The 20671-nt window shown below is 56.6% G+C and carries 18 protein-coding genes and 2 pseudogenes; 7 read left to right on the plus strand and 13 right to left on the minus strand.

The window, feature by feature from the left end; translation table 11 throughout:
• Positions 1-21: 21 nt before the first annotated feature.
• Positions 22-786 (minus strand): gamma-glutamyl-gamma-aminobutyrate hydrolase, encoded by a 765-nt coding sequence (gene puuD / locus KGP25_RS10480; RefSeq protein WP_045910614.1) that lies wholly within the window; start codon positions 784-786, stop codon positions 22-24.
• A gap of 213 nt (positions 787-999) precedes the next feature.
• Here puuD and KGP25_RS10485 point away from each other — a divergent pair, with 213 nt between their 5' ends.
• Together KGP25_RS10485 and KGP25_RS10490 are read left to right on the plus strand one after the other, a co-directional pair.
• Positions 1000-2418 carry a glutamine synthetase family protein gene (locus tag KGP25_RS10485; protein ID WP_008502452.1) on the plus strand — a complete coding sequence of 473 codons (1419 nt, stop codon included), beginning with the start codon at positions 1000-1002 and terminating at the stop codon, positions 2416-2418.
• Between the two features lie 356 nt (positions 2419-2774).
• Positions 2775-2930 (plus strand): annotated as a pseudogene (locus KGP25_RS10490) (Putrescine importer PuuP); the annotation flags it as partial.
• A gap of 23 nt (positions 2931-2953) precedes the next feature.
• Here the strand turns inward: KGP25_RS10490 and KGP25_RS10495 are convergent.
• Positions 2954-4299 (minus strand): IS3 family transposase gene (locus KGP25_RS10495; RefSeq protein WP_123060779.1). Its coding sequence is split into 2 segments (ribosomal slippage): positions 2954-3814 and positions 3817-4299, totalling 1344 coding nucleotides; the frame shifts between segments, so codons are not numbered across the junction.
• Between the two features lie 46 nt (positions 4300-4345).
• Between KGP25_RS10495 and KGP25_RS10500 the strand changes: the two are divergent.
• Positions 4346-5590: pseudogene (locus tag KGP25_RS10500) on the plus strand (APC family permease); the annotation flags it as partial.
• A gap of 64 nt (positions 5591-5654) precedes the next feature.
• Here KGP25_RS10500 and KGP25_RS10505 read toward each other — a convergent pair.
• On the minus strand, positions 5655-6908 hold the full coding sequence (locus KGP25_RS10505) for an MFS transporter (RefSeq protein WP_048030688.1): 1254 nt from the start codon (positions 6906-6908) through the stop codon (positions 5655-5657).
• A 121-nt stretch (positions 6909-7029) separates the two neighbouring features.
• Between KGP25_RS10505 and KGP25_RS10510 the strand changes: the two genes are divergently transcribed.
• From KGP25_RS10510 to bioD, 3 genes are all read left to right on the plus strand, one after another.
• Positions 7030-7962, plus strand: coding sequence for a LysR family transcriptional regulator (locus KGP25_RS10510; protein ID WP_223540386.1), 933 nt, complete (start codon positions 7030-7032; stop codon positions 7960-7962).
• Positions 7963-8056: 94 nt separating this feature from the next.
• The gene (gene mlc / locus KGP25_RS10515) at positions 8057-9277 is read left to right on the plus strand and encodes a sugar metabolism global transcriptional regulator Mlc (RefSeq protein WP_069719339.1); all 1221 of its coding nucleotides are present in this window, start codon (positions 8057-8059) and stop codon (positions 9275-9277) included.
• 130 nt (positions 9278-9407) lie between these two features.
• Positions 9408-10103, plus strand: coding sequence for a dethiobiotin synthase (bioD, locus tag KGP25_RS10520; RefSeq protein ID WP_223540387.1), 696 nt, complete (start codon positions 9408-9410; stop codon positions 10101-10103).
• On the opposite strand, the gene clcB is transcribed toward bioD, so the two are convergent.
• The 6 genes from clcB to KGP25_RS10550 all read right to left on the minus strand — a co-directional run bounded on the left by clcB (position 10038) and on the right by KGP25_RS10550 (position 16106).
• Positions 10038-11348, minus strand: a complete 1311-nt coding sequence (gene clcB, locus KGP25_RS10525; RefSeq protein ID WP_223540388.1) for a voltage-gated ClC-type chloride channel ClcB — start codon at positions 11346-11348, stop codon at positions 10038-10040. The genes bioD and clcB overlap by 66 nt on opposite strands.
• A 101-nt stretch (positions 11349-11449) precedes the next feature.
• Positions 11450-12598 carry an osmoprotectant ABC transporter ATP-binding protein OsmV gene (gene osmV / locus KGP25_RS10530; RefSeq protein ID WP_045353850.1) on the minus strand — a complete coding sequence of 383 codons (1149 nt, stop codon included), beginning with the start codon at positions 12596-12598 and terminating at the stop codon, positions 11450-11452.
• On the minus strand, positions 12598-13245 hold the full coding sequence (gene osmW, locus KGP25_RS10535; protein WP_014169860.1) for an osmoprotectant ABC transporter permease OsmW: 648 nt from the start codon (positions 13243-13245) through the stop codon (positions 12598-12600). The genes osmV and osmW overlap by 1 nt, the downstream gene beginning before the upstream one ends.
• An 8-nt stretch (positions 13246-13253) precedes the next feature.
• Positions 13254-14153, minus strand: a complete 900-nt coding sequence (osmX, locus tag KGP25_RS10540; RefSeq protein ID WP_048030685.1) for an osmoprotectant ABC transporter substrate-binding protein OsmX — start codon at positions 14151-14153, stop codon at positions 13254-13256.
• 18 nt (positions 14154-14171) lie between these two features.
• Complete coding sequence (gene osmY, locus KGP25_RS10545; protein WP_167213022.1) at positions 14172-14882, minus strand: osmoprotectant ABC transporter permease OsmY; 711 nt, start codon at positions 14880-14882, stop codon at positions 14172-14174.
• A gap of 276 nt (positions 14883-15158) precedes the next feature.
• A complete protein-coding gene (locus KGP25_RS10550; RefSeq protein WP_223540389.1) occupies positions 15159-16106 on the minus strand; it encodes an NAD-dependent epimerase/dehydratase family protein in 948 nt (315 codons plus the stop codon).
• A gap of 91 nt (positions 16107-16197) precedes the next feature.
• Between KGP25_RS10550 and KGP25_RS10555 the strand changes: the two genes are divergently transcribed.
• A complete protein-coding gene (locus KGP25_RS10555) occupies positions 16198-16647 on the plus strand; it encodes a MerR family transcriptional regulator (protein WP_045910390.1) in 450 nt (149 codons plus the stop codon).
• Here KGP25_RS10555 and KGP25_RS10560 read toward each other — a convergent pair.
• The 4 genes from KGP25_RS10560 to KGP25_RS10575 form a co-directional block, all read right to left on the minus strand.
• Positions 16597-17334 (minus strand): YoaK family protein, encoded by a 738-nt coding sequence (locus tag KGP25_RS10560; protein ID WP_223540390.1) that lies wholly within the window; start codon positions 17332-17334, stop codon positions 16597-16599. The genes KGP25_RS10555 and KGP25_RS10560 overlap by 51 nt on opposite strands.
• A gap of 159 nt (positions 17335-17493) precedes the next feature.
• Positions 17494-18117: a glutathione S-transferase family protein gene (locus KGP25_RS10565; protein WP_223540391.1), complete on the minus strand. Its 624-nt coding sequence runs from the start codon at positions 18115-18117 to the stop codon at positions 17494-17496.
• 84 nt (positions 18118-18201) lie between these two features.
• Positions 18202-19386 (minus strand): MFS transporter, encoded by a 1185-nt coding sequence (locus tag KGP25_RS10570; protein ID WP_223540392.1) that lies wholly within the window; start codon positions 19384-19386, stop codon positions 18202-18204.
• Positions 19387-19435: 49 nt separating this feature from the next.
• A complete protein-coding gene (locus tag KGP25_RS10575; protein ID WP_048222916.1) occupies positions 19436-20563 on the minus strand; it encodes an alpha/beta hydrolase in 1128 nt (375 codons plus the stop codon).
• Positions 20564-20671 lie beyond the last annotated feature (108 nt).

Below are 20671 nucleotides of genomic sequence, written 5' to 3' on the forward strand. Positions count from 1 at the left end.
GCATTTCCTTTACGGTAGTGGTCAAAGCCGCTGCTTCTCAGCAATGTGGCTTTGACAGGCGGTGATAAAACCTTCAAACAACATACGTGACAGGGCGTACTCGCTGCTGTTCCATTCGGGGTGCCATTGCACACCGAGGGCAAAAGGGTGGTCATGAACGCTGACCGCTTCGACCAGCCCGTCCGTCGAGCGGGCCTCCACGCGAAGCCGTGGTCCTAACGTCCGTGCACCTTGCCCGTGTAACGAGTTTACCCAAAATGTGTTACAGCCTGGTATTAATTGAGACAGCAGTCCTCCCTCCTGAACCTGAACTTCATGAGACGGGGCGTATTGTAGCTCAACCGGCAGTTCAGGATCTTCCCGGTGCTCGAGCAGGTCGTTCTGCTCGAACAGGCGGCGATACAGCGTCCCTCCCGTTGCAACAACCAGTTCCTGCAGCCCCCGGCAGATGGCGAAAATGGGGATGCGCCTTTCGAGCGCGGCGGCAATCAGCGCCATACTCAGAAGATCTCGCCCGGGATCGGCGTTAGGCTCATCGCCGTTTTCACCATAAAGGTGCGGCTGCACATTACTTGGGCTGCCCGGCAGGTAAATCCCGTCGAGGGTTGGGAGCAGAGCGGTAAGGAGCTCTGGCTCTGCCAGCGCATGCGGTAAAGCAATCGGTAAGCCTCCCGCGTTAATAATGGCATTCAGGTACTTTTCTTGCAGGGTCTGGGTCTCATGACCCTTAAGCCTGTTTCTACACATCACCACGCCAATAACTGGCTTGTTCATTATATTTTCCATGATCGCCCTCACAAAGTGGACTAAATTTAGGCCATTATCGCCTGCAAAACGGCCTTTTCGTTCAATATTTTCTCAATCTAGCAACGCGATCTGCCTTTTGCAAACTTAATTTAACATTTGACAAACAATTTATTTGCATACAGATTCCATAGGGTGGACATTATATTTGACAGTCCAGAGCAGCGAACGCAAATCCAAAAACGGTGGTAAATCATGGAAACCAATATCGTAGAAGTTGAGAACTTTGTGCAGCACACGGATGAGAGGCGGGGCAGCGCCTTTACGCAGGAAGTGAAGCGCTATTTAGAAAAGTATCCTGACACCCAGTTTATTGATGTCCTCCTGACCGACCTGAACGGCTGTTTTCGCGGCAAACGCATCCCGGTTGCCGGACTGAGCAAGCTTGAAAAAGGCTGCTATTTCCCGGCATCGGTTTTCGCCATGGACATTTTAGGTAACGTCGTGGAAGAGGCGGGCCTGGGGCAGGAGCTCGGCGAGCCGGACTGCATCTGCGTGCCGGTACCGGGTACCCTGACGCCGTCCGCCGCCGACCCGGAATACATTGGTCAGGTGCAACTCACCATGGTCGATGAAGATGGCGCTCCCTTTGACGTTGAGCCGCGGAACGTACTCAACCGACTCTGGCAGCAGCTGCGCCAGCGCGGTCTGTTCCCCGTGGTAGCGGTAGAGCTGGAGTTCTATTTACTTGACCGTAAACGCGATGCCGACGGCTACCTGCAGCCACCCTGTGCGCCGGGCACCGACGTGCGCAACACGCAGAGTCAGGTCTACTCGGTTGATAATCTTAACCATTTTGCTGACGTGCTGAATGACATTGACGAACTGGCGCAGCTGCAGCTGATCCCCGCCGACGGGGCTGTGGCTGAGGCCTCTCCGGGCCAGTTTGAGATTAACCTGCACCATACGGAAAACGTGCTTGATGCCTGCGACGATGCGCTGGCGCTAAAACGTCTCGTCAGGCAGATGGCGGAAAAACATAAGATGCACGCCACGTTTATGGCAAAGCCGTATGAAGAGCATGCGGGCAGCGGGATGCATATCCACATCAGCATGCAAAACAACCGAGGCGAAAACGTGCTCGCGGACGCCAACGGCGAGGATTCCGCGCTGCTGAAACGCGCGCTGGCCGGGATGATCGATCTGATGCCTGCATCCATGGCGCTGCTGGCACCGAACGTTAACTCCTACCGCCGTTTCCAGCCGGGAATGTACGTGCCGACGCAGGCGTCATGGGGACACAATAATCGCACCGTTGCTCTGCGTATCCCCTGCGGCGATCGCCATAACCATCGGGTCGAGTACCGGGTGGCGGGCGCTGACGCGAATCCGTATCTGGTGATGGCGGCGATTTTTGCCGGTATTTTACATGGGCTGGATAACGATTTGCCCCTGCAGGAAGAAGTGGAAGGCAATGGTCTGGAGCAGGACGGACTGCCGTTCCCGATTCGTCAGAGCGATGCGCTGTGGGAATTTATGCAAAACGATAGCCTTCGCGAGCGGCTGGGCGAACGTTTCTGCCACGTCTATCACGCCTGCAAAAATGATGAATTACTGCAGTTTGAACGCCTGATTACCGAAACTGAAATTGAGTGGATGCTCAAAAACGCCTGATGACGTGCCCCGGTAAGGGGCCGCTTTGTTCCATCTCATACGTATCACCAAACGGCCTGCGCGGAGCCTGGCCTAACTGTTTGCTGGCACGCCAGCTATCTCCCGGGAGTCGCGTTATGGAGCGCAGGCGGCACAGGGATTTTCTTAACGACACTGTGTGACGAGGTAGGAAATGATGCAGATGTTCAACTATCCGCAGGGCGAAGGGGGCCAGTCAGGCACCTGCTGTGAGTGCGAGCCAGAGACGGTGCGCTGGTACGATCGCGTGTGTTCTTTACAACTTCCCCCTTTGCTAAGCAGGTTTGCGTTAAGGACAGCGCGATTGCAAACCACGGTAAGCATGGGGGGGATGGTTTATGGCGACTAACACCTCTCTTGACTCGCCGCGCATGGCCGGAAGAACCCGGCTGCGCAGTTCCCTCAAGCTCTGGCAGGTGGTCATGATGGGGCTGGCTTACCTCACCCCCATGACCGTGTTTGATACCTTCGGCATTGTGTCCGGTATCAGTGATCTGCGCCCCAGATCTTGGACAACTTATGCAGCCTGACTCAATCGATATTGTACCGGACTAAGACCGCCAAGTTTTTCCTTTATCCTCAATTGGTTATAATAATCAATGTAATCGATAATGTCTCGCTTTAAGTCATCCACATTTTTATATTCATTGAGGTAATAACATTCTGATTTCAATGTTCCAAAAAAACTCTCTATCACTGCATTATCAAGGCAATTTCCCCGACGAGACATACTCTGGGCGATGCCACTATCTTTTAACCATCGTTGCCAGCGTGACATCTGATATTGCCAGCCTTGATCGCTGTGCAATATTGGGTGTTCGTCTTTCGGCAACTGTTTCAGCGCATCCGTGAGCATAGTCTGCACCATTGAAGGTAGAGGGCGGTTAGCGAGGTTATAAGCAATGATTTCGCCATTATAAAGATCCATGATGGGCGACAAATACAGCTTTTTGCCATTCACTTTAAACTCAGTGACATCTGTGACCCACTTCTCGTTGGGGCGTTCTGCGTCAAACTGGCGTTTCAGGAGATTATCGCAAATTCGTCCTTGTTCTCCTTTATATGAACGGTACTTTTTGACGCGAATCAGGCTGCTAATACCCAGTTCCTTCATGAGTTTTCTAACGGTTTTGCCATTAAGTAAAACCCCCTCGTTACGACATGCCAGCCTGATGCGTCTGTAACCATAGCGACCTTTGTGCTGGTGATAAATTTTCAGCACAAGCGCTCTGGCAGACTGGTATCGGTCCGGAGCCGCAAGACGTTTTACATGATAGTAAAATGTACTCCGGGGCAGCCCAGCAACGATTAACAATCGGGACAATGGCCATTCCTGCCTTAGTTCACTTACAATGCTCACTTTTTCCTGGGCGCTGAGCATGTTTTCTGCTGAACCAAGGCCTTCAGCTTTTTTAAGTAGGCATTCTCGACCCTGAGTTGTTCAAGTTCCTCTCGCTCAACATCGGTTAATGCTGGCTGTGGTGGGACTGGCGTGATGCTTTTATCTGGCACTGGGATGATCTTTTGATTTTTTCGGGTGAAAGCATCCTCGCCATGTTTTCTATATTTTTCAAGCCAGGTACATACAGTACCAAAGGCTGGTATCCCATGTTTTACCGCAGTTTCACGAACAGAGAAGCCATCATCCACAACTTCTTTTACTACCATAAGTTTGAAATCAGCAGAGTAGCGTCCCTTTTTACCCGTAAGCACACCGATCCCATGCTCCCGGTAGGCATAAGCCCATTTTCTTACCGTGCAAGGGCTTATGTCGTACATCCTGGCTACAGATTTCAGACTCAACTCATCTTCCAGATACTTCTCTGACACTTCCTTTTTGAATTCCAATGAAAATTTTGCCATGCGCCCTCAGTTTTTGATCTGGTGTCTAACTTTTGGGGCGCACTACATCAGCAACGGCCACGTGCCCGCCTCGTATCTCCTGGCGCTGGCTGGCGTCATGTTTACCGCCATTAGCTACGGCAAACTGGTACGGCAGTTCCCGGAAGCGGGCTCCGCATATACCTACACGCAGAAATCGATCGGCCCCCACTTAGGCTTTATGGTCGGCTGGTCATCGCTGCTGGACTATCTCTTCCTGCCGATGATTAACGTGCTGCTGGCGAAGATCTACCTTTCCGCGTTGTTCCCTGAAGTTCCGCCGTGGGTCTGGGTGGTGGGGTTTGTGACGATCCTGACGCTGGCGAACCTGAAGAGCGTGAATCTGGTCGCCAACTTCAACACCCTGTTTGTGCTGGTGCAGATCGCCATCATGGTGGTATTTATCATCCTCGTGGTACACGGCCTGCACAAGGGGGAGGGCGTCGGCACCGTCTGGTCGCTCCAGCCGTTTATCAGCGAGAACGCGCACCTGATCCCGATTATTACCGGCGCGACTATCGTCTGCTTCTCTTTCCTCGGCTTTGACGCGGTCACCACGCTGTCGGAAGAGACGCCAAATGCGGCGCGGGTGATCCCAAAAGCCATTTTCCTCACCGCTTTGTATGGCGGGCTGATATTCATTGTTGCCTCGTTTTTCATGCAGCTCTTTTTCCCGACGATCGCCCGCTTCAAGAACCCGGACGCCGCGCTGCCGGAAATCGCGCTGTACGTGGGCGGCAAGCTCTTCCAGTCGGTGTTTCTGTGTACCACGTTTGTGAATACGCTCGCTTCAGGCCTGGCCTCGCACGCCAGCGTCTCGCGCTTACTGTATGTGATGGGACGTGACAACGTCTTTCCGGAACGGGTGTTTGGCTACGTGCATCCGAAATGGCGTACGCCGGCCCTGAACGTCATTATGGTTGGGATAGTGGCGCTGTCGGCCCTGTACTTTGATCTCGTGACCGCAACGGCGCTGATCAACTTTGGCGCGCTGGTGGCGTTTACGTTTGTTAATCTCTCGGTGTACAACCATTTCTGGCGGCGTAAGGGGCTGAACAAAACGTGGAAAGATCGGTTCCACTATCTCCTGCTGCCGCTCATTGGTGCCGTCACGGTCGGCGTACTGTGGATAAACCTCGAAGCGACGTCCCTGACGCTTGGCCTCATTTGGGCGGCACTGGGGATCCTTTACCTGACATGGCTCACGCGCCGTTTCCGAAAACCGCCTCCGCAGTTTGAAGCCGGTAAGATAGAACAGGCCTGGGATTCCTGAACGAAAAACGGCACCAGTACGCTGGTGCCGTTTTTCGGGAAACGGACATCCGCCCGCAAGCATATTATTTCAGACGTTTATGAAGACTTGCGCCCACCAGCAGTGCGGCACAGAGCATCAGCGCGATAAACCCGCCCACGCCGTTCCAGCCGTAGTTATGCCAGAACACGCCGCCGAGCGTCCCGGCGATGCTGGACCCCAGGTAATAGCTAAACAGATAAAGAGACGATGCCTGACCTTTGGCGCGACGCGCGCGCGGGCCAATCCAGCTGCTGGCGACCGAGTGGGCGGCGAAGAACCCCGCGGAAAAGAGCAGCATGCCGGCAAAAATCAGCCACAGGGAGGAGAAGAGCGTCAGCAGCAGGCCGACCAGCATCACCGCCGTGAAGAACAGCATGACCGGGCCGCGTCCATAGCGTGCGGTCATCGCCCCGGCCTTCGGTGAACTCCACGTACCGGTCAAATAAGCCACCGAGAGTAAACCGACAATAGCCTGGTTCAGATGCCACGGTGAGAGCATCAGGCGATAGCCAATATAGTTAAACAGCGTGACGAAGGCGCCCATCAGCAGGAAGCCGGTCAGGAACAGGCGCGGCAGCCCCTTGTCGCGCCAGTGCAGACGGAAGTTGATAAACAGCGTTTTCGGGCGCAGCGATGTCGGGCGGAAATGACGCGATTCCGGCAGAATTTTCCAGAACATAAGGGCAGATGCCAGCGCGAAACAGCCGATGACCGCCAGCGCAATCCGCCAGCTAAAGAAGTCAGTGAATACCCCGCTCAGCAGACGTCCGCTCATCCCGCCAATCGAGTTCCCGCTGATGTATAGCCCCATAGAGAAGGCAACAAAGCTCGGGTGGATCTCCTCGCTGAGGTAGGTCATCCCGACCGCCGCCACGCCGCTGAGCGAGAGTCCGATCAGCGCGCGCATCACCAGAATGCCGTGCCAGCTGGTCATCATGGTCGAGAGTAGCGTACAGACCGAAGCCAGCATCAGCGCGGTTACCATCACCGGTTTACGCCCAATGGCGTCGGAAAGAGGGCCGGTAAAGAGCAGGCCAATCGCCAGCATCCCGGTAGAAATGGAGAGTGAAACGCTGCTGCTGGCAGGCGATACGCCAAACTCATGGGAGAGCACGGGCAGGATCGGCTGAACGCAATAGAGCAGGGCGAAGGTGGCCAGACCGGCGGAAAAGAGCGCCAGCGTGACGCGCATAAATTGGGGGGTACCACGTTTAATGAACTGAACCGGCTGCGATGTTGCAGGTAAATCATTGATGTCGCTTGCCGGATCGATATCAATGGTAGTTGTACGACTCACACAGTTTCCTTGCTTAAACATCCCCGTGATTTCTGGTGACGGGTATGACCACCTCTTCAGGGTAGGAAAATGTAAATATTCTGTCTAATATATTAATAATCTCAAATGATACTTTAGAAATATGAATATCGAGCTGCGTCATCTTCGCTATTTTGTCGCCGTCGCCGAAGAGCTGCATTTTGGCCGCGCGGCAGCACGGCTGAATATCTCTCAACCGCCGTTAAGCCAGCAGATTCAGATCCTGGAGCAGCAGGTCGGCGCGCGCCTGCTGGCCCGCACCAACCGCAGCGTGAGCCTGACGGCGGCGGGCAAGCAATTTCTCATCGACAGCCGACAAATTCTGAGCATGGTTGAGGACGCCGCCGCTCGGGCAGAACGGCTGTATCTCGGGGAGGCCGGAGAGCTGCGCATCGGGTTTACCTCGTCAGCGCCGTTTATCAGTGCCGTCTCGGAAACGCTGTCGTCATTCCGCCGCCATTTCCCGGATGTTCATATTCAGACGCGCGAGATCAATACCCGCGAGCAGATTGCGCCGCTAAATGAAGGTTCGCTGGATTTGGGCCTGATGCGTAATACCCAACTGCCGGACTCGCTGGCGTGGGAGGTGATCCTGCGCGAGCCGCTGATGGCCATGATCCCACACGATCACCCGCTGGCGTCGCGTCCGACGGTGTCGCTGGCAGAGCTGGCAAAAGAGCCGTTTGTCTTTTTTGATCCGCAGGTCGGAACGGGTCTGTATGACGATATCCTGGGGCTGATGCGCCGCTACGATCTTGCCCCGGTCATTACCCAGGAAGTCGGGGAGGCGATGACCATTATCGGGCTGGTCGCCGCCGGGCTGGGCGTCTCTATTCTTCCAGCCTCCTTTAAACGGGTACAATTGCGCGAAATGCGCTGGGTGACCATCGCCGAAGGGGATGCCGTTTCAGAGATGTGGCTGGTCTGGGCAAAACATCGCGAACAGAGCCATGCCGCACAGCGCTTCAAACAGCAGTTGATGAACGCCTCCGCCGGGGGCTATTTTCAGGGAAAAGTGGTCAAAAATGTGCAGTAAATCACATGGCTAAGTAAATATTTGACGGCAGCCATGCAAGTGCTTCACCATAGCCAACAGTTTATTTCGAAGCTCGAAAATAAGGGAGTACGAGGTGGTCGCTGATAGTCAGCCTGGGCACATTGATCAGATTAAGCAGACCAACGCTGGCGCGGTATATCGCCTGATCGATCAGCTTGGTCCGGTTTCGCGTATCGATCTTTCGCGCCTGGCACAGCTGGCACCCGCCAGTATCACCAAGATTGTCCGCGAGATGCTGGAAGCGCACCTGGTTCAGGAGACGGAAATTCAGGAGCCGGGCAGCCGTGGCCGTCCGGCAGTTGGGCTGGTGGTGGAGACGGAAGCCTGGCACTACCTGTCGCTGCGCATCAGCCGCGGCGAGATCTTCCTTGCGCTGCGCGATCTGAGCAGCAAGCTGGTGGTAGAGGACCGTCTTGAACTGCCGCTCAACGCCGAGGAATCGCTCCTCGAGGCGATTGTCTCGCACATCGATCGCTTCTTTATCCGCCATCAGCAGAAGCTTGAACGCTTAACGGCGATTGCCATCACCATGCCGGGCATTATTGATACCGAAAATGGTATTGTCCACCGCATGCCGTTTTATGACGATGTCAAAGAGATGCCGCTGGGAGAGGTGCTGAAAAACCATACCGGCGTGCCGGTCTACATTCAGCATGACATCAGCGCCTGGACGATGGCGGAGGCGCTCTTCGGCGCGTCCCGCGGCGCGCGGGATGTGATTCAGGTGGTTATCGATCATAACGTCGGGGCGGGGGTGATCACCGACGGACGTCTTCTCCACGCCGGAAGCAGCAGCCTGGTGGAAATTGGCCACACCCAGGTCGACCCGTACGGCAAGCGCTGCTACTGCGGCAACCACGGCTGTCTGGAGACCATTGCCAGCGTGGAAAGCGTGCTGGAGCTGGCGCAGGTCAGGCTCAGCCAGTCCATGAGCTCCTCGCTGCACGGACAACCCTTAACGGTGGATTCTCTTTGCGCCGCCGCGCGTCAGGGCGATCTGCTGGCGAAGGACATTATTACCGGGGTGGGGAATAACGTTGGCCGCATTCTGGCAATTATGGTGAACCTCTTCAACCCGCAAAAAATCCTCATTGGCTCACCGCTCAGCCAGGCGGCGGAGATCCTTTTCCCGGCGATTACCGCCTGTATTCAGCAGCAGTCGCTTCCCGCCTACAGCCGGAACATTGCGGTAGAAAGCACCCAGTTTTCCAATCAGGGCACGATGGCCGGCGCGGCGCTGGTCAAAGATGCCATGTATAACGGTTCGCTGTTGATCCGCCTGTTACAGGGCTAACTCTTTTCCGCAGATGTAAGAAAAATTGCGCTATCTCAAGCCGGGTAGCGCACGCATCCCGTAGACTTCCTCCACTGAATTATTTACCTGGTTTATATTTTCGAAGCATACCCAAGAGGTGGAGTGAGTCATGCTTAAGCGTTTCTTTGTTACTGGTACTGATACCTCTGTCGGCAAGACCGTCGTATCCCGCGCATTGCTGCAGGCGCTGGCAGCAAGCGGTAAACGCGTGGCAGGGTACAAACCGGTCGCAAAAGGGAGTAAAGAGACGCCAGAGGGATTGCGTAATAAAGACGCCCTGGTGCTGCAAAGCGTCTCGTCACTGGAGTTGCCTTATCATGCGGTCAATCCCATCGCGTTAAGCGAAGAGGAGAGCAGCGTGGCGCACAGCGGCCTGATTAACTATCCCCTGTTGTCCGACGGCCTGGCGAACCTGAGCGAGAAGGTGGATCACGTGGTGGTCGAAGGGACGGGCGGCTGGCGCAGCCTGATGAACGACCTGCGCCCGCTGTCGGAATGGGTGGTGCAGGAACAGCTTCCGGTGGTGATGGTGGTGGGGATCCAGGAAGGGTGCATCAACCACGCGCTGCTGACGGCGCAGGCGATTGCCAATGACGGCCTGCCGCTGATGGGCTGGGTGGCCAACCGCATCAACCCGGGCCTCGCGCACTATGCGGAGATCATCGACGTGCTGAGCGCTAAACTGCCCGGACCGCTGGTGGGTGAACTGCCTTATCTGCCTCGTGCCGAGCAGCGCGACCTAGCGCAGTACATCGATCTCTCTGCCCTCGGTGGCGTGTTGACCGTAGACAGAGTCGTGGCGTAACGTCCGCGACAGCACGGACGCCAGCACGCAGGCGACCAGCAAACCGGGCAGTAAAAAATACTGTCCGGTCATTTCACAGACCATCAGCGCCGACATAATGGGCGCGTGCGTGGTCGCGGCGAGTAGCGTTGCCATCCCTGCCAGCCCCAGCAAAATTGCCGTCTCAGAACCCGGCAGCCACAGCGCGAAAAGCTGTGCAAACAGCATGCCTGTCGCCATGCCAACAAACAGCGTCGGCGTGAACACGCCGCCCGGCGAGCCCGACCCGCTGCTCGCCAGTACTGCCAGCAATTTACAGATGAACACCCCGGCAATCACCGACAGCAGCGGCGGCGCGAGCAGAAAAGCCTGCACCACGCTGTAGCCGTTCCCCCACACCTTCGGCGTCAGAAGAGATAGCAGCCCGACGATCGCACCGCCGAGCGCCAGCTGCCACGGCGGCGAAAGTTTGAGGCGCAGGAAAAGACCGTGGCTGAACGCCATCAGCCACATCAGCAGTGGCCCGCAGAGACCCGCCACCAGCCCCATCGCGACCAGCAGGGCATAATCGGCCGCGGTGAGGATGCCGCTCAGGTGGACCGCGTAGAGCGTGCCGGCACCCGGTGCCAGGAGCTGCGTGGTGAGAAGCACCACCACCGCCGCGATAACCACGGGCCCGAGCGAGGCCAGCATCAGGGTGCCAAACAGAATCTCCGCAATGAAAAGGCTTCCGGCTAACGGAGCGTGGTAGGCGCTGGCCATCCCGGCCGCGGCGCCGCAGGCGATCCATAACTTCCATTCGGATTTGGGCGTAAAGCGCCGGGCAAAAAAGGAGGCGGCGAGGGCAGCAAGCAGGATCATCGCCCCTTCACGCCCGATGGCGCTTCCGCTGGCCACGACCAGCAGCGAGGCAAGGGATTTCACCAGGCTGGCGCCGTAATCAAACTGGCCGTCGCCGGTCTCCAGCGCTTCCATATAATCGGTGGGGGCATGAGGCCGCTGGGCGGTCAGCCGTTGCCATCCCCAGAGCAACAGTCCGGCAGCCAGCCCGCCCAGCGCGGGCGTCAGCGCGCGCCGCCAGGGTGAGAGCGAGGCGGCGGCATTCACCAGGCTGCCGCTGTCGTTGCTGAGAAGCAGCCACTCCAGCAGGTACATGCTGTGGCGGAATACTGCAACGGCCAGCGCGGCCAGCACGCCGGTGACGGTGGCAATCAGCAGTCGACGAAACATCGCGCGGATGTCGGGGTACGTATGAAGACGTTGCATGGGTCGCGAATAAACGGGGACGATACAATATTGTGGCGGGAAATCGCGGGGTTAGCAAAAGGTATGCGTGCGAAAAGCCGGGCGATGCCCGGCCAGAAAGGTTAGCTGTCGCTATGAATATTCAGCGCCCGGCGCGTACGCCCTGAACTGAGATACTCGGCAATATAGTCCTGAGAAATCTCGCCGTTGTAGCGACCGTCCTCATCCACGATCGGCATCCAGCTGGTGTTGCTCTCATACAGGCGTGACAGGACCACACGCAGGTTGTCTTCCGCTTTGCCGGTCATGCGGAACGGATGCAGGATGTCGGCGCAGGTTCCGCTGGCGTTACGCGCTTCGCGACGCTTCACAAAGCCCAGTGGTTTGCCGTGTTCGTCAACTACGGTGATCGCGCGAATATCGTTATCATCCATGGTCGCAAAGGCTTCAGGGAGCGGAGTAGAGCCCCGCACCGTAATGGTCGGCTGCTGGTCGGTGACGTCGCCCGCCGAGACCAGCAGCAGGCGCTTCAGGGTGCGGTCCTGACCGACAAACGAGCCGACAAACTCGTTCGCCGGTTTCGCCAGCAGTTCGTCCGGGCTGGCGCACTGCACGATTTTCCCCTGACGGAACACCGCAATACGGTCGCCGAGCTTCAGGGCTTCGTCGATATCGTGGCTCACCAGCATGACGGTTTTTTTCAGCTTGCGCTGCATCTCCAGGAACTGGTTCTGGATCACCTCGCGGTTAATCGGGTCCACCGCGCCGAAGGGTTCATCCATCAGCAGTACCGGAGGATCCGCCGCCAGGGCGCGGATCACGCCGATGCGCTGCTGCTGACCGCCGGACATCTCACGCGGATAGCGATTGAGGAACTTATGCGGATCCAGCGCCACCATATCCATCAGCTCTTCGGCGCGGGTTTTACAGCGTGCTTTATCCCAGCCCAGCATGCGCGGTACGACGGTGATGTTCTCTTCAATAGTCATGTTCGGGAACAGGCCAATCTGCTGGATCACGTAGCCGATGTTGCGGCGCAGGGTGACGGTGTCCATCCCGCTGGTGTCTTCACCGTTAATCAGGATCGTCCCGCTGCTTGGGGTAATGAGGCGGTTGATCATCTTCAGGGTTGTGGTCTTCCCGCAGCCGGACGGGCCGAGCAGGACGCACATTTCCCCTTCGGGTACGTTCAGGTTGACGTTGTCGACGGCCTTAAAGGTCTGGCCGTGCTTCTGTGAAAAGTGTTTGGTGAGATTTTCCAGTTTTATCATTATCGAATCCCCTTTGGAGTCAGAACCACCTGCAGACGGTGCAGCAGCCAGTCGAGCACAATCGCTAAAAGACAAATCATCAGCGCGCCCGCGATCAACATGCGGATATCACTTCCGCCGATGCCGTTGAGCAGCAGCAGGCCCAGGCCGCCCGCGCCGATCACCGCGGCAATCGCCATCACGCCGATGTTCATCACCACGGCGGTGCGGATCCCGCCGAAAATCACCGGCAGCGCCATCGGGATTTCGACCCAGCGCAGGCGCTGCCAGAAGGTCATGCCGATGCCGCGTCCGGCTTCACGCAGGCCAGGCGGCAGGCTGTCGAGCGCCGTATGGGTGTTACGCACAATCGGTAGCAGCGAGTAGAGAAACACCGCCGTGATCGCGGGCAGGGCACCAATCCCCTGACCGATCAGCGAAAACAGCGGGATCATCAGGCCAAACAGCGCAATGGACGGAATGGTCAGCACGATGGTGGCAATCCCCAGCACCGGCGTTGCCAGCCACTTGTGGCGAACAATCAGAATGCCGAGCGGTACGCCGATGAGAATGGCTAAGCCCACGGCCAGCGCCACCAGCCACAGATGCTGCAGCGTCAGGGTTAACAGGTAGTCCCAGTTGTCCAGAATGTAGTGAATCGTCTCCATAGCGCCTCCTACAGCAGCTGTTTGCTACGCAGGAAATCACGGGCGACCTGCTGCGGTGACTGATGGTCGATATCAACCTTCTTGTTCAGTTCGGTGATAACGTCGTTATTGAGCTGGGCAGAGAGGGTGTTCAGCGCCTCTTCCAGGCCCGGATTGGCCTCCAGCGTGTCCTTGCGGACCACCGGGGTGACCGCATAGCTCGGGAAGAAGCCTTTATCATCCTCCAGCACCTTGAGGTCGAAGCCCTTCACGCGCCCGTCGGTGGTATAAATCAGCCCGGCGTCGACGAAGCCGTCGCGCACCGCGTTATAGACCAGGCCGGGGTCCATCTGACGAATCTGCGGACGGTCCAGGTCCATCTTATAGGCGGCCTGAAGCGGCTTCATGCCGTCGCTGCGCCCGGCAAATTCAAGGTCTAAGCCCAGCAGCCAGTTTTTGTCCGGGTTGGTTTTACGGATCTGCTCAATCTTTGCCACCATCTCCGACATGGTGTTGATATGTTCCGCCTCGGCGCGCTTGCGCTGCATGGCGAACGCATAGGTGTTGTTCATGTCGGCGGGCTTGAGCCAGACCAGACCGTGCTTCGCGTCCAGGCGTTTCACCGTCTCGTAAGATTCCTCTGGCGACATGCGCTTGTTGATGTGGTTAAAGATGATTAATGACGTGCCGGTGTACTCCCAGGTCATGTCAATCTGCTTGTTGATCATCGCGTTACGGGAAATCACCGTGGCGATATTGGTTTGCGGCTGAACCTGGAATCCTTTCTTTTGCAGGTACTGCACGGTCATCGCCGAGAGAATATGCTGCTCGGTAAAGCTCTTGGTTGCCAGAATCAGCGGGGCCGCCATCGCCTGGCTGGTGAACAGCGCCGCGGCACACAGCGCCGTCAGGCCGGAAAACAGTCTCATAAAAGCTCCTTGTTATTGTTATCGAGCGAGATGGGGACTCATCACGCGACCCAGCGCCGCCAGCAGGGTATCGAGGATCAGGGCGAACAGAGCAGTGGCCGCCGCGCCGAGGATCAGGGTCGGGAAATCGTTCAGATAAATGCCGGGGAAAATCAGCTCGCCGTAGCTGCTGGCACCAATCAGGAACGCCAGCGGTGCGGTACCGACGTTAATGGCGGTGGCGATGCGGATCCCTGAGAGCATAACCGGCCAGGCGGCAGGCAGCTCAACCTGGCGCAGACGCTGCCATTTGGTCATCCCGATGCCGTTTGCCGCTTCCAGCAGCGACGGCGGGACCGAGCACAGCCCGGCATAGGTATTACGCACGATCGGCAACAGCGAGGCGAGGAACAGGGCGATGATGGCGGGCGTATCGCCGATGCCGATCACCACCATCGCCAGGGCCAGCACGGCCAGGGGCGGCAGCGTATTGCCGACGTTGAAGATTTGCATCACATATTCAGCGATACCCCGCGCGGCCGGGCGGCTCAGCAGAATACCCGCCGGAATACCCACCAGCAGGGCAAAGAACATCGATGAGAAAACCAGAATCATATGCTGTTGCCCGAGATAGATCAGGTCAACCCGACGCGCTTTGATGGTCTCCAGCCCGATCCCCCAGACGAGGAGGGCGAGGACCACGATAATAGCGCCGACAAACAGCAGCGAACGTTTGAGTAATGGGTGCATTGCGGTGTGTCTCCCTGTGCGCATGCGTTATAGCAACCACTGGTTGCCTGTTGTTATGCCATGTTTCGGCAGGGGTAGATGACCTATAGCAAGCGTTTGGGAAGGGTTCCAGCGAAGGGGGAAAATCAGTAACCCTATGAAACTAGTGGCAACCTCAGGTCAGGCCTTATGGCGTAAGGCCTGATTGTGGGGCGGGCAGAATAGTCCTAAAGAAGAGATTTGAATGTGACGTTGTCACGAATAATACACCGCATTCCCGGTGACGCGGCGCCGTAATTACGCTGCACCGGGCTCTTTTGATTTCCACTCTTGCCAGATGTTCTCGAGTCCCTTCCGGTATGACGTAACGGTGAACGCAGGGAAATGCTCTTTAAACTTCGTCGAATCAAACAGGTTGTCAGCCTCGTACCGGGGCAACAGCTCGCGCATTTCGCGCGCGCCTTGCGAAAACAGCGCCGTCGCGGCGAAGGCCAACTTGCCGAGGACGGAGTAGTCCGTTGGCTGTCCAAAGACCTCACAGGCGAGAGTGACGAACTGCTGGTACGTCAGCCTTTCATCGCAGCAGGGCAAGTGCCACGTCTGCCCGTAGGCCTCAGGGGTATTGCCCAGCAGAGCGAGCGCGCGACTGGCATCCGGCGTCCAGATGAGGGTGCGAAGCGTGTCGTCACGTACCGGAACGCGCGGACGCTTATGCTGCTTCAGCCTGTCGATAATGAGCGTATTGGTGAAGCTCTGCGTTTTCTCAGGCCCGTAAAACTCCGGGGCCCGACCGATGAGGACGGGAATGTCGCCCCGTTGCATTTCGTCAAGCACCCGGTTTGCCATCAGGGCGCGCACGTGGCCTTTCCGCCCCCGGGGCGCAAAGCGCGTCTCTTCGGTTTGCGGCACGTTATTCTGGGGGTACATATAGGTGTTGTCGAAATAGACGAATTTTGCCCCCGCCTTACGCGTGGCCTCCAGGGCATTGTCCAGCATGGTCGGAAAATGACGCTCCCACAGCGTGGAATCAGGTGGCAGACCGGCGGTAAAATAGACCGTATCGCTACCGTTAATCGCCACCTGCGTCTGCTGCGCATCCAGGAGATCGGCTGCAACCGTGCTATCGCTGGCGTTGACTTTCTGCGGATGTCGGCTGACCAGCCTGATCTCGTCGGTATATTCGCGTTTAAGCTCGCGGGCAAGTTCACGGGCAATTTGCCCGCTGGCGCCCAGAATAGTGTGCATTTTAGCTCCTGATGAGATGACGATCCGGTTGACCGCATAAAAAGTTTAAGCTTAAAGTTAACTTTAAGGTCAATATGCCAGAGCGGACGAAATGAAAATTGGCGAGCTGTCGAAAATGACGGGAATTACCCCGTCGCGCATTCGGTTTTATGAGGCGGAAGGCTTACTGCCGCGACCCGTCAGGCAGGGGAACGGGTACCGTACCTATTCCGCTGATGCGGTTGCGCTGCTGAACATTATCGACAATGCGCAACGGACCGGGTTCACCCTTGAGCAAATACGGCGCTTCTTGCCGCAGCCGCAACAGCGCTGGGATCATGAGGGACTGATCCAGTCCCTGAAGACACGCATTGCTGAAATAGAGGCGATGCAGAAGCAGCTGGAGGAAAACCGAAGGGAGCTGCTGGACCTGGTCACGAGTATCACCCACAGGCCGGAGGGCATCACCTGTGATGACAACATGCAGCGCCTGCTGGGGCAGTTGCAACCCTCAGACGCCAGCGCGAACCCGTCGAACCCGCGACGAGACGGTGATAATTGAGACGGTGGCGACAACCGCGAGCATCAACCCCAGCGCCAGCATGGCGTTGAAGCCAATCCATCTGAACAGCAGCAGCCCCGCAATACCGCCCGTAATGAACGAAAACAGGGTGGTTAAGTGGGTTTTTAGCTGACTTTTTTGCGCCGCCGTATCTTTGGAGTAATCCCGGCGCAGCATCGCCACCATTACGGAGGCCAGGGAAATCCCCGCGTCCGTTAGCGTGCCGGTAATGTGCGTCGATCTTACCCGTCCGCCGGAAAGCTGTGTGGAGGTGGAATTATGAATGCCCATCAGAAAGCAGAGAAAAAGAATAATCTCGCGATTGCTGGTGAGCGCATGGAAATACATTTCGTAGAAAGAAACGCCGGTCAGTAATATCCCCTCGACAAAAAGGATCTGGCAAAAAACCAGCCTGATGTTATGGATAATTCCCCATATCACAATCGTGCGCGCAATAATGGCGCCAGCCACAAAAGAGAGAATTATCGAGCCGAAGAAAATAATATCGCTCAGATCGGTAGAAGAAACTTCACTGGATAATTGTGAGGTGTTGCCGGTCATGTGTGAGGGGAAAAAGCCAAATGCCCCGAGGGCGATGGCGTTCAGCAAACCTGCTGAGGTCGCCAGCCAGAGAGCAAGCCGGCGATCCTCCTGATGCGTTCGTTCTTTCTTGAGTTTAATCAGCAAGAATACCTCCGGGTTGAGCTTTGCCTGACTATTCAGGCTAGCAAAGCGGTGCAACGGGCTGTCCAGGATATGGCTTAATTATTATTCCGTCTGACGACAATCAGGGTTTCGTAATTAAAAAAAACAGCCTCGTTGCGGTATTCATTCAGTCATTAAGATTTACACCATGCCGTTATTGCCGTGACGCAAAAATGCCGGACGCTGGTTAAGGCGCTCGAACCAGGCCTCAATGGCGGGCACGTCTGGCTTATCAAACGGCGTCATTTTCCAGCGATTCACCGACAGCCCAAGCACCACGTCCGCGAGGGTAAACGTCTTGCCCGCCGCAAAGGCCCCGGTGCGCTGTAACTGGTTTTCCAAGATGGTGATGCAATGGTTCCACTCTTTGATTCCTGCCGCAATGCGCTCGGGGTCGTTAAAGTCCGGGTTTTTACGCCCCAGCGCCGGGAAGACATAGCGCCAGGCGTTGTTAAATTCAGTGGCCTGCCAGTCCATCCAGCGCTCAACGTTGGCACAGGCCTGCGGTTCTGCGGGCAGCAGATCGTGACGTTCGGCCTTGCGCGCCAGATAACGGCAGATGGAATTGGACTCCCACAGCACGAAATCACCGTCAATCAGCACCGGCACCATGGCGTTGGGGTTCAGGGCGCGGAAGGCATCCGTTTCCGTCGAGGCGAAACCGCTGCCGTAATCTTCCTGTTGATACGCGATGCCCGCTTCTTCGCAGGTCCAGAGTACTTTACGAACGTTGATGGAGGTGGTTTTGCCGAGGATGCTGATCATTGCGCAGGTGTCCTTTAAGGGATGTTATTGTTTAAAAACAATACACGAACGGTGAAGAAAAGCGTCAAAAAATCATCCGGTGCGTTATTTGTGAAGACGCGAAAGCAGAAACGTTAGCGCTGCCGCACAGATGAGCACGATGCCACTCAGGGCAAACGTGCTCTGCCAGCTATAACGATCGAACGCTATACCGCCCGCCGTTGAACCGAGCGCAATGGCGAGCTGGATCACCGCGACCATCAGTCCACCGCCGGCTTCAGCATCCTTCGGCAGCGTTCGCGCAATCCACGTCCACCACCCCGTCGGCGCTGATGTTGCCAGCATCCCCCATAGGCCTGACAGCAGGGCCACAATCCACACGTTATGCCCGGCGAGAATCAACGCGACTGCGATGGCCGCCATCAGTAGAGGGATCGCGATCAGCGTTATGTAAAACGCGGCATTAAGCACCAGGGCAACGAAAAGGGTGCCCACAAAACCCGCAACGCCTATGGTGAGCAAAATCAGCGACAGCCCGGCTCCGCTCACCCGGGTGACGGTTTCAAGGAACGGGCGCAGATAGGTAAACAGCACAAACTGCCCCATAAAGAACAGGCCGCAGGCCAGCAGACCAACGGAAACGGCAGGCTGGCGGAATAACCGAAAAACACTTCCTCGTGATGTACCGTTTTTACGCGCGTTCATGTCAGGCAGGCTTAAACACTGCCAGATGAACGCGACTATCGCCACGGGCACCAGACAAAGAAATGCGCCGCGCCAGCCAATAGTGGCCCCAAGATAGCTGCCAAGCGGGGCGGCCACCACCGTTGCCAGCGCGTTACCGCCGTTGAAAATGGCCAGCGCGCGCGCAACCTCATGCGGCGGAACAAGGCGAATGGCCGTTGCGGCAGACATGGACCAGAACCCGCCTATAGCGATACCGATCAGCGCGCGGCCTGTCATGTAAACCAGATAGTTTGGGGCGAAAGCGATAATCATCCCCGAGAGCGCCATCAGGAGCGTCATGCCCAGAAGAAGGTGTTTGCGGTTTATATTCCCGGCAAGCCGGGAAAGGAAGAGGCTGGTCAGCACCGCCAGCGCGCCGGAAATCGCGATCCCCTGGCCAGCGAGACCCTCCGTAACGCCCAAATCTCTGGCAAGGGGGGTAAGCAGGCTGACGGGCATAAATTCCGAGGCAATCAGGACAAATACGCACAGGGTCATGGCAAAAACGCCACTCCAGTGTGCATGCTCTGTGTTCTGTGATGTGGTGCGGCTCAGTGTAGACATAGTCAGATTTCACAAAGAGCCACCCGTATAGGGCAGGTGGCGTAGAGGTTTATTTCAGGTTGGTTTTGAAGAACTGCTCAAACTGGCCGAAGGGGATCTTCCCGGCAGCATTATCGTAGAGATCGACATGGTTTGCGCCCGGAACAATCACCAGTTCCTTCTGCTTGCTGCCGACCGCTTTAAACGCATCTTCAGCAAAGTAGCGGGAGTGTGCCTTTTCACCGGTTACGATAAGCGTTGGGATAGTAATTTCCCCGGCGTAGCTCAGCAGCGGCATATTCATAAATGATAATGGCGTGGTCGCGGTCCACGCGCCGGTGGAGTTGACGGAGCGCGCATGGAAGCCGCGCGGCATACGGTAGTAGTCAAAGAACTCTTTGAGTACCGGATTCGGGTTGTCAGGTAACGCCTCCGGCAGAATACGTTCAGCTGCCGTCACCTTGCCGTTCTCATCGACATAAATGTCATGGCCGCCGTGCGCGAAGGTACCGTTCTCAGCATCTTTCCAGCGCTGTGCGTTCAGATACTGCAGAACGGCACGGCGGTCAGACGTTGAATAGCGATCTTTCCCGTCGCCCACGCCGTGGCCCATCGCCCGGCTCATGTCATACATCACGCTGGTGGCGACCGCCTTCACGCGGGTGTCCATGGATGCTGCGTTGAGCGCCATACCGCCCCAGCCGCAGATGCCGAGAATACCAATGCGGTTACGATCAACCTCTTTCTGCAACCCGAGGAAGTCCACCGCCGCACTAAAGTCTTCGGTGTTGATATCCGGAGACGCTACGTTGCGCGGCTGGCCACCGCTTTCGCCCGTATAGGACGGATCGAACGCCAGGGTCACAAACCCATTTTCTGCCAGGGTTTGCGCATACAGGCCGCTGGACTGCTCTTTGACCGCGCCAAATGGCCCGCTGACCGCAATCGCCGCCAGCTTGCGGTCGCCGCGGTTTTTGGGAAGATACAGATCGCCTACCAAAGTGATCCCGTATCGGTTCTGGAAGGACACTTTACGGTGATCGACTTTGTCACTTTCGGCGAAGGTTTTATCCCATGTGCTCACCATCGAAACAGGCGCGTTTGGGTTGGTGGTTTCTGCATAACTCATTGTTGTCACTCCACTTAATGATGCACATAGCAGCATCGCAACGGACAGTTTTTGGGTAAATGTTTTCATAGAAATGAACCCTGGGTTGTTGTGTTGCGGTCATTATAGTTAGCAGAAATAGTGCTGATTAGAGGGCGAAAGCTGCTAGAATTCATATCATATTGTTATAAATTGGTG

It is taken from the genome of Enterobacter sp. JBIWA003, from assembly GCF_019968825.1.
GTDB classification, from domain to species: Bacteria; Pseudomonadota; Gammaproteobacteria; order Enterobacterales; family Enterobacteriaceae; genus Enterobacter; species Enterobacter quasiroggenkampii.

Coding starts and splice junctions, on each gene's coding strand:
- puuD (WP_045910614.1), bottom strand. CDS start 786: ATGGAAAATATAATGAACAAGCCAGTTATTGGCGTGGTGATGTGTAGA.
- KGP25_RS10485 (WP_008502452.1), top strand. CDS start 1,000: ATGGAAACCAATATCGTAGAAGTTGAGAACTTTGTGCAGCACACGGAT.
- KGP25_RS10510 (WP_223540386.1), top strand. CDS start 7,030: ATGAATATCGAGCTGCGTCATCTTCGCTATTTTGTCGCCGTCGCCGAA.
- bioD (WP_223540387.1), top strand. CDS start 9,408: ATGCTTAAGCGTTTCTTTGTTACTGGTACTGATACCTCTGTCGGCAAG.
- clcB (WP_223540388.1), bottom strand. CDS start 11,348: ATGCAACGTCTTCATACGTACCCCGACATCCGCGCGATGTTTCGTCGA.
- osmV (WP_045353850.1), bottom strand. CDS start 12,598: ATGATAAAACTGGAAAATCTCACCAAACACTTTTCACAGAAGCACGGC.
- osmW (WP_014169860.1), bottom strand. CDS start 13,245: ATGGAGACGATTCACTACATTCTGGACAACTGGGACTACCTGTTAACC.
- osmX (WP_048030685.1), bottom strand. CDS start 14,153: ATGAGACTGTTTTCCGGCCTGACGGCGCTGTGTGCCGCGGCGCTGTTC.
- osmY (WP_167213022.1), bottom strand. CDS start 14,882: ATGCACCCATTACTCAAACGTTCGCTGCTGTTTGTCGGCGCTATTATC.
- KGP25_RS10550 (WP_223540389.1), bottom strand. CDS start 16,106: ATGCACACTATTCTGGGCGCCAGCGGGCAAATTGCCCGTGAACTTGCC.
- KGP25_RS10555 (WP_045910390.1), top strand. CDS start 16,198: ATGAAAATTGGCGAGCTGTCGAAAATGACGGGAATTACCCCGTCGCGC.
- KGP25_RS10565 (WP_223540391.1), bottom strand. CDS start 18,117: ATGATCAGCATCCTCGGCAAAACCACCTCCATCAACGTTCGTAAAGTA.
- KGP25_RS10570 (WP_223540392.1), bottom strand. CDS start 19,386: ATGTCTACACTGAGCCGCACCACATCACAGAACACAGAGCATGCACAC.
- KGP25_RS10575 (WP_048222916.1), bottom strand. CDS start 20,563: ATGAAAACATTTACCCAAAAACTGTCCGTTGCGATGCTGCTATGTGCA.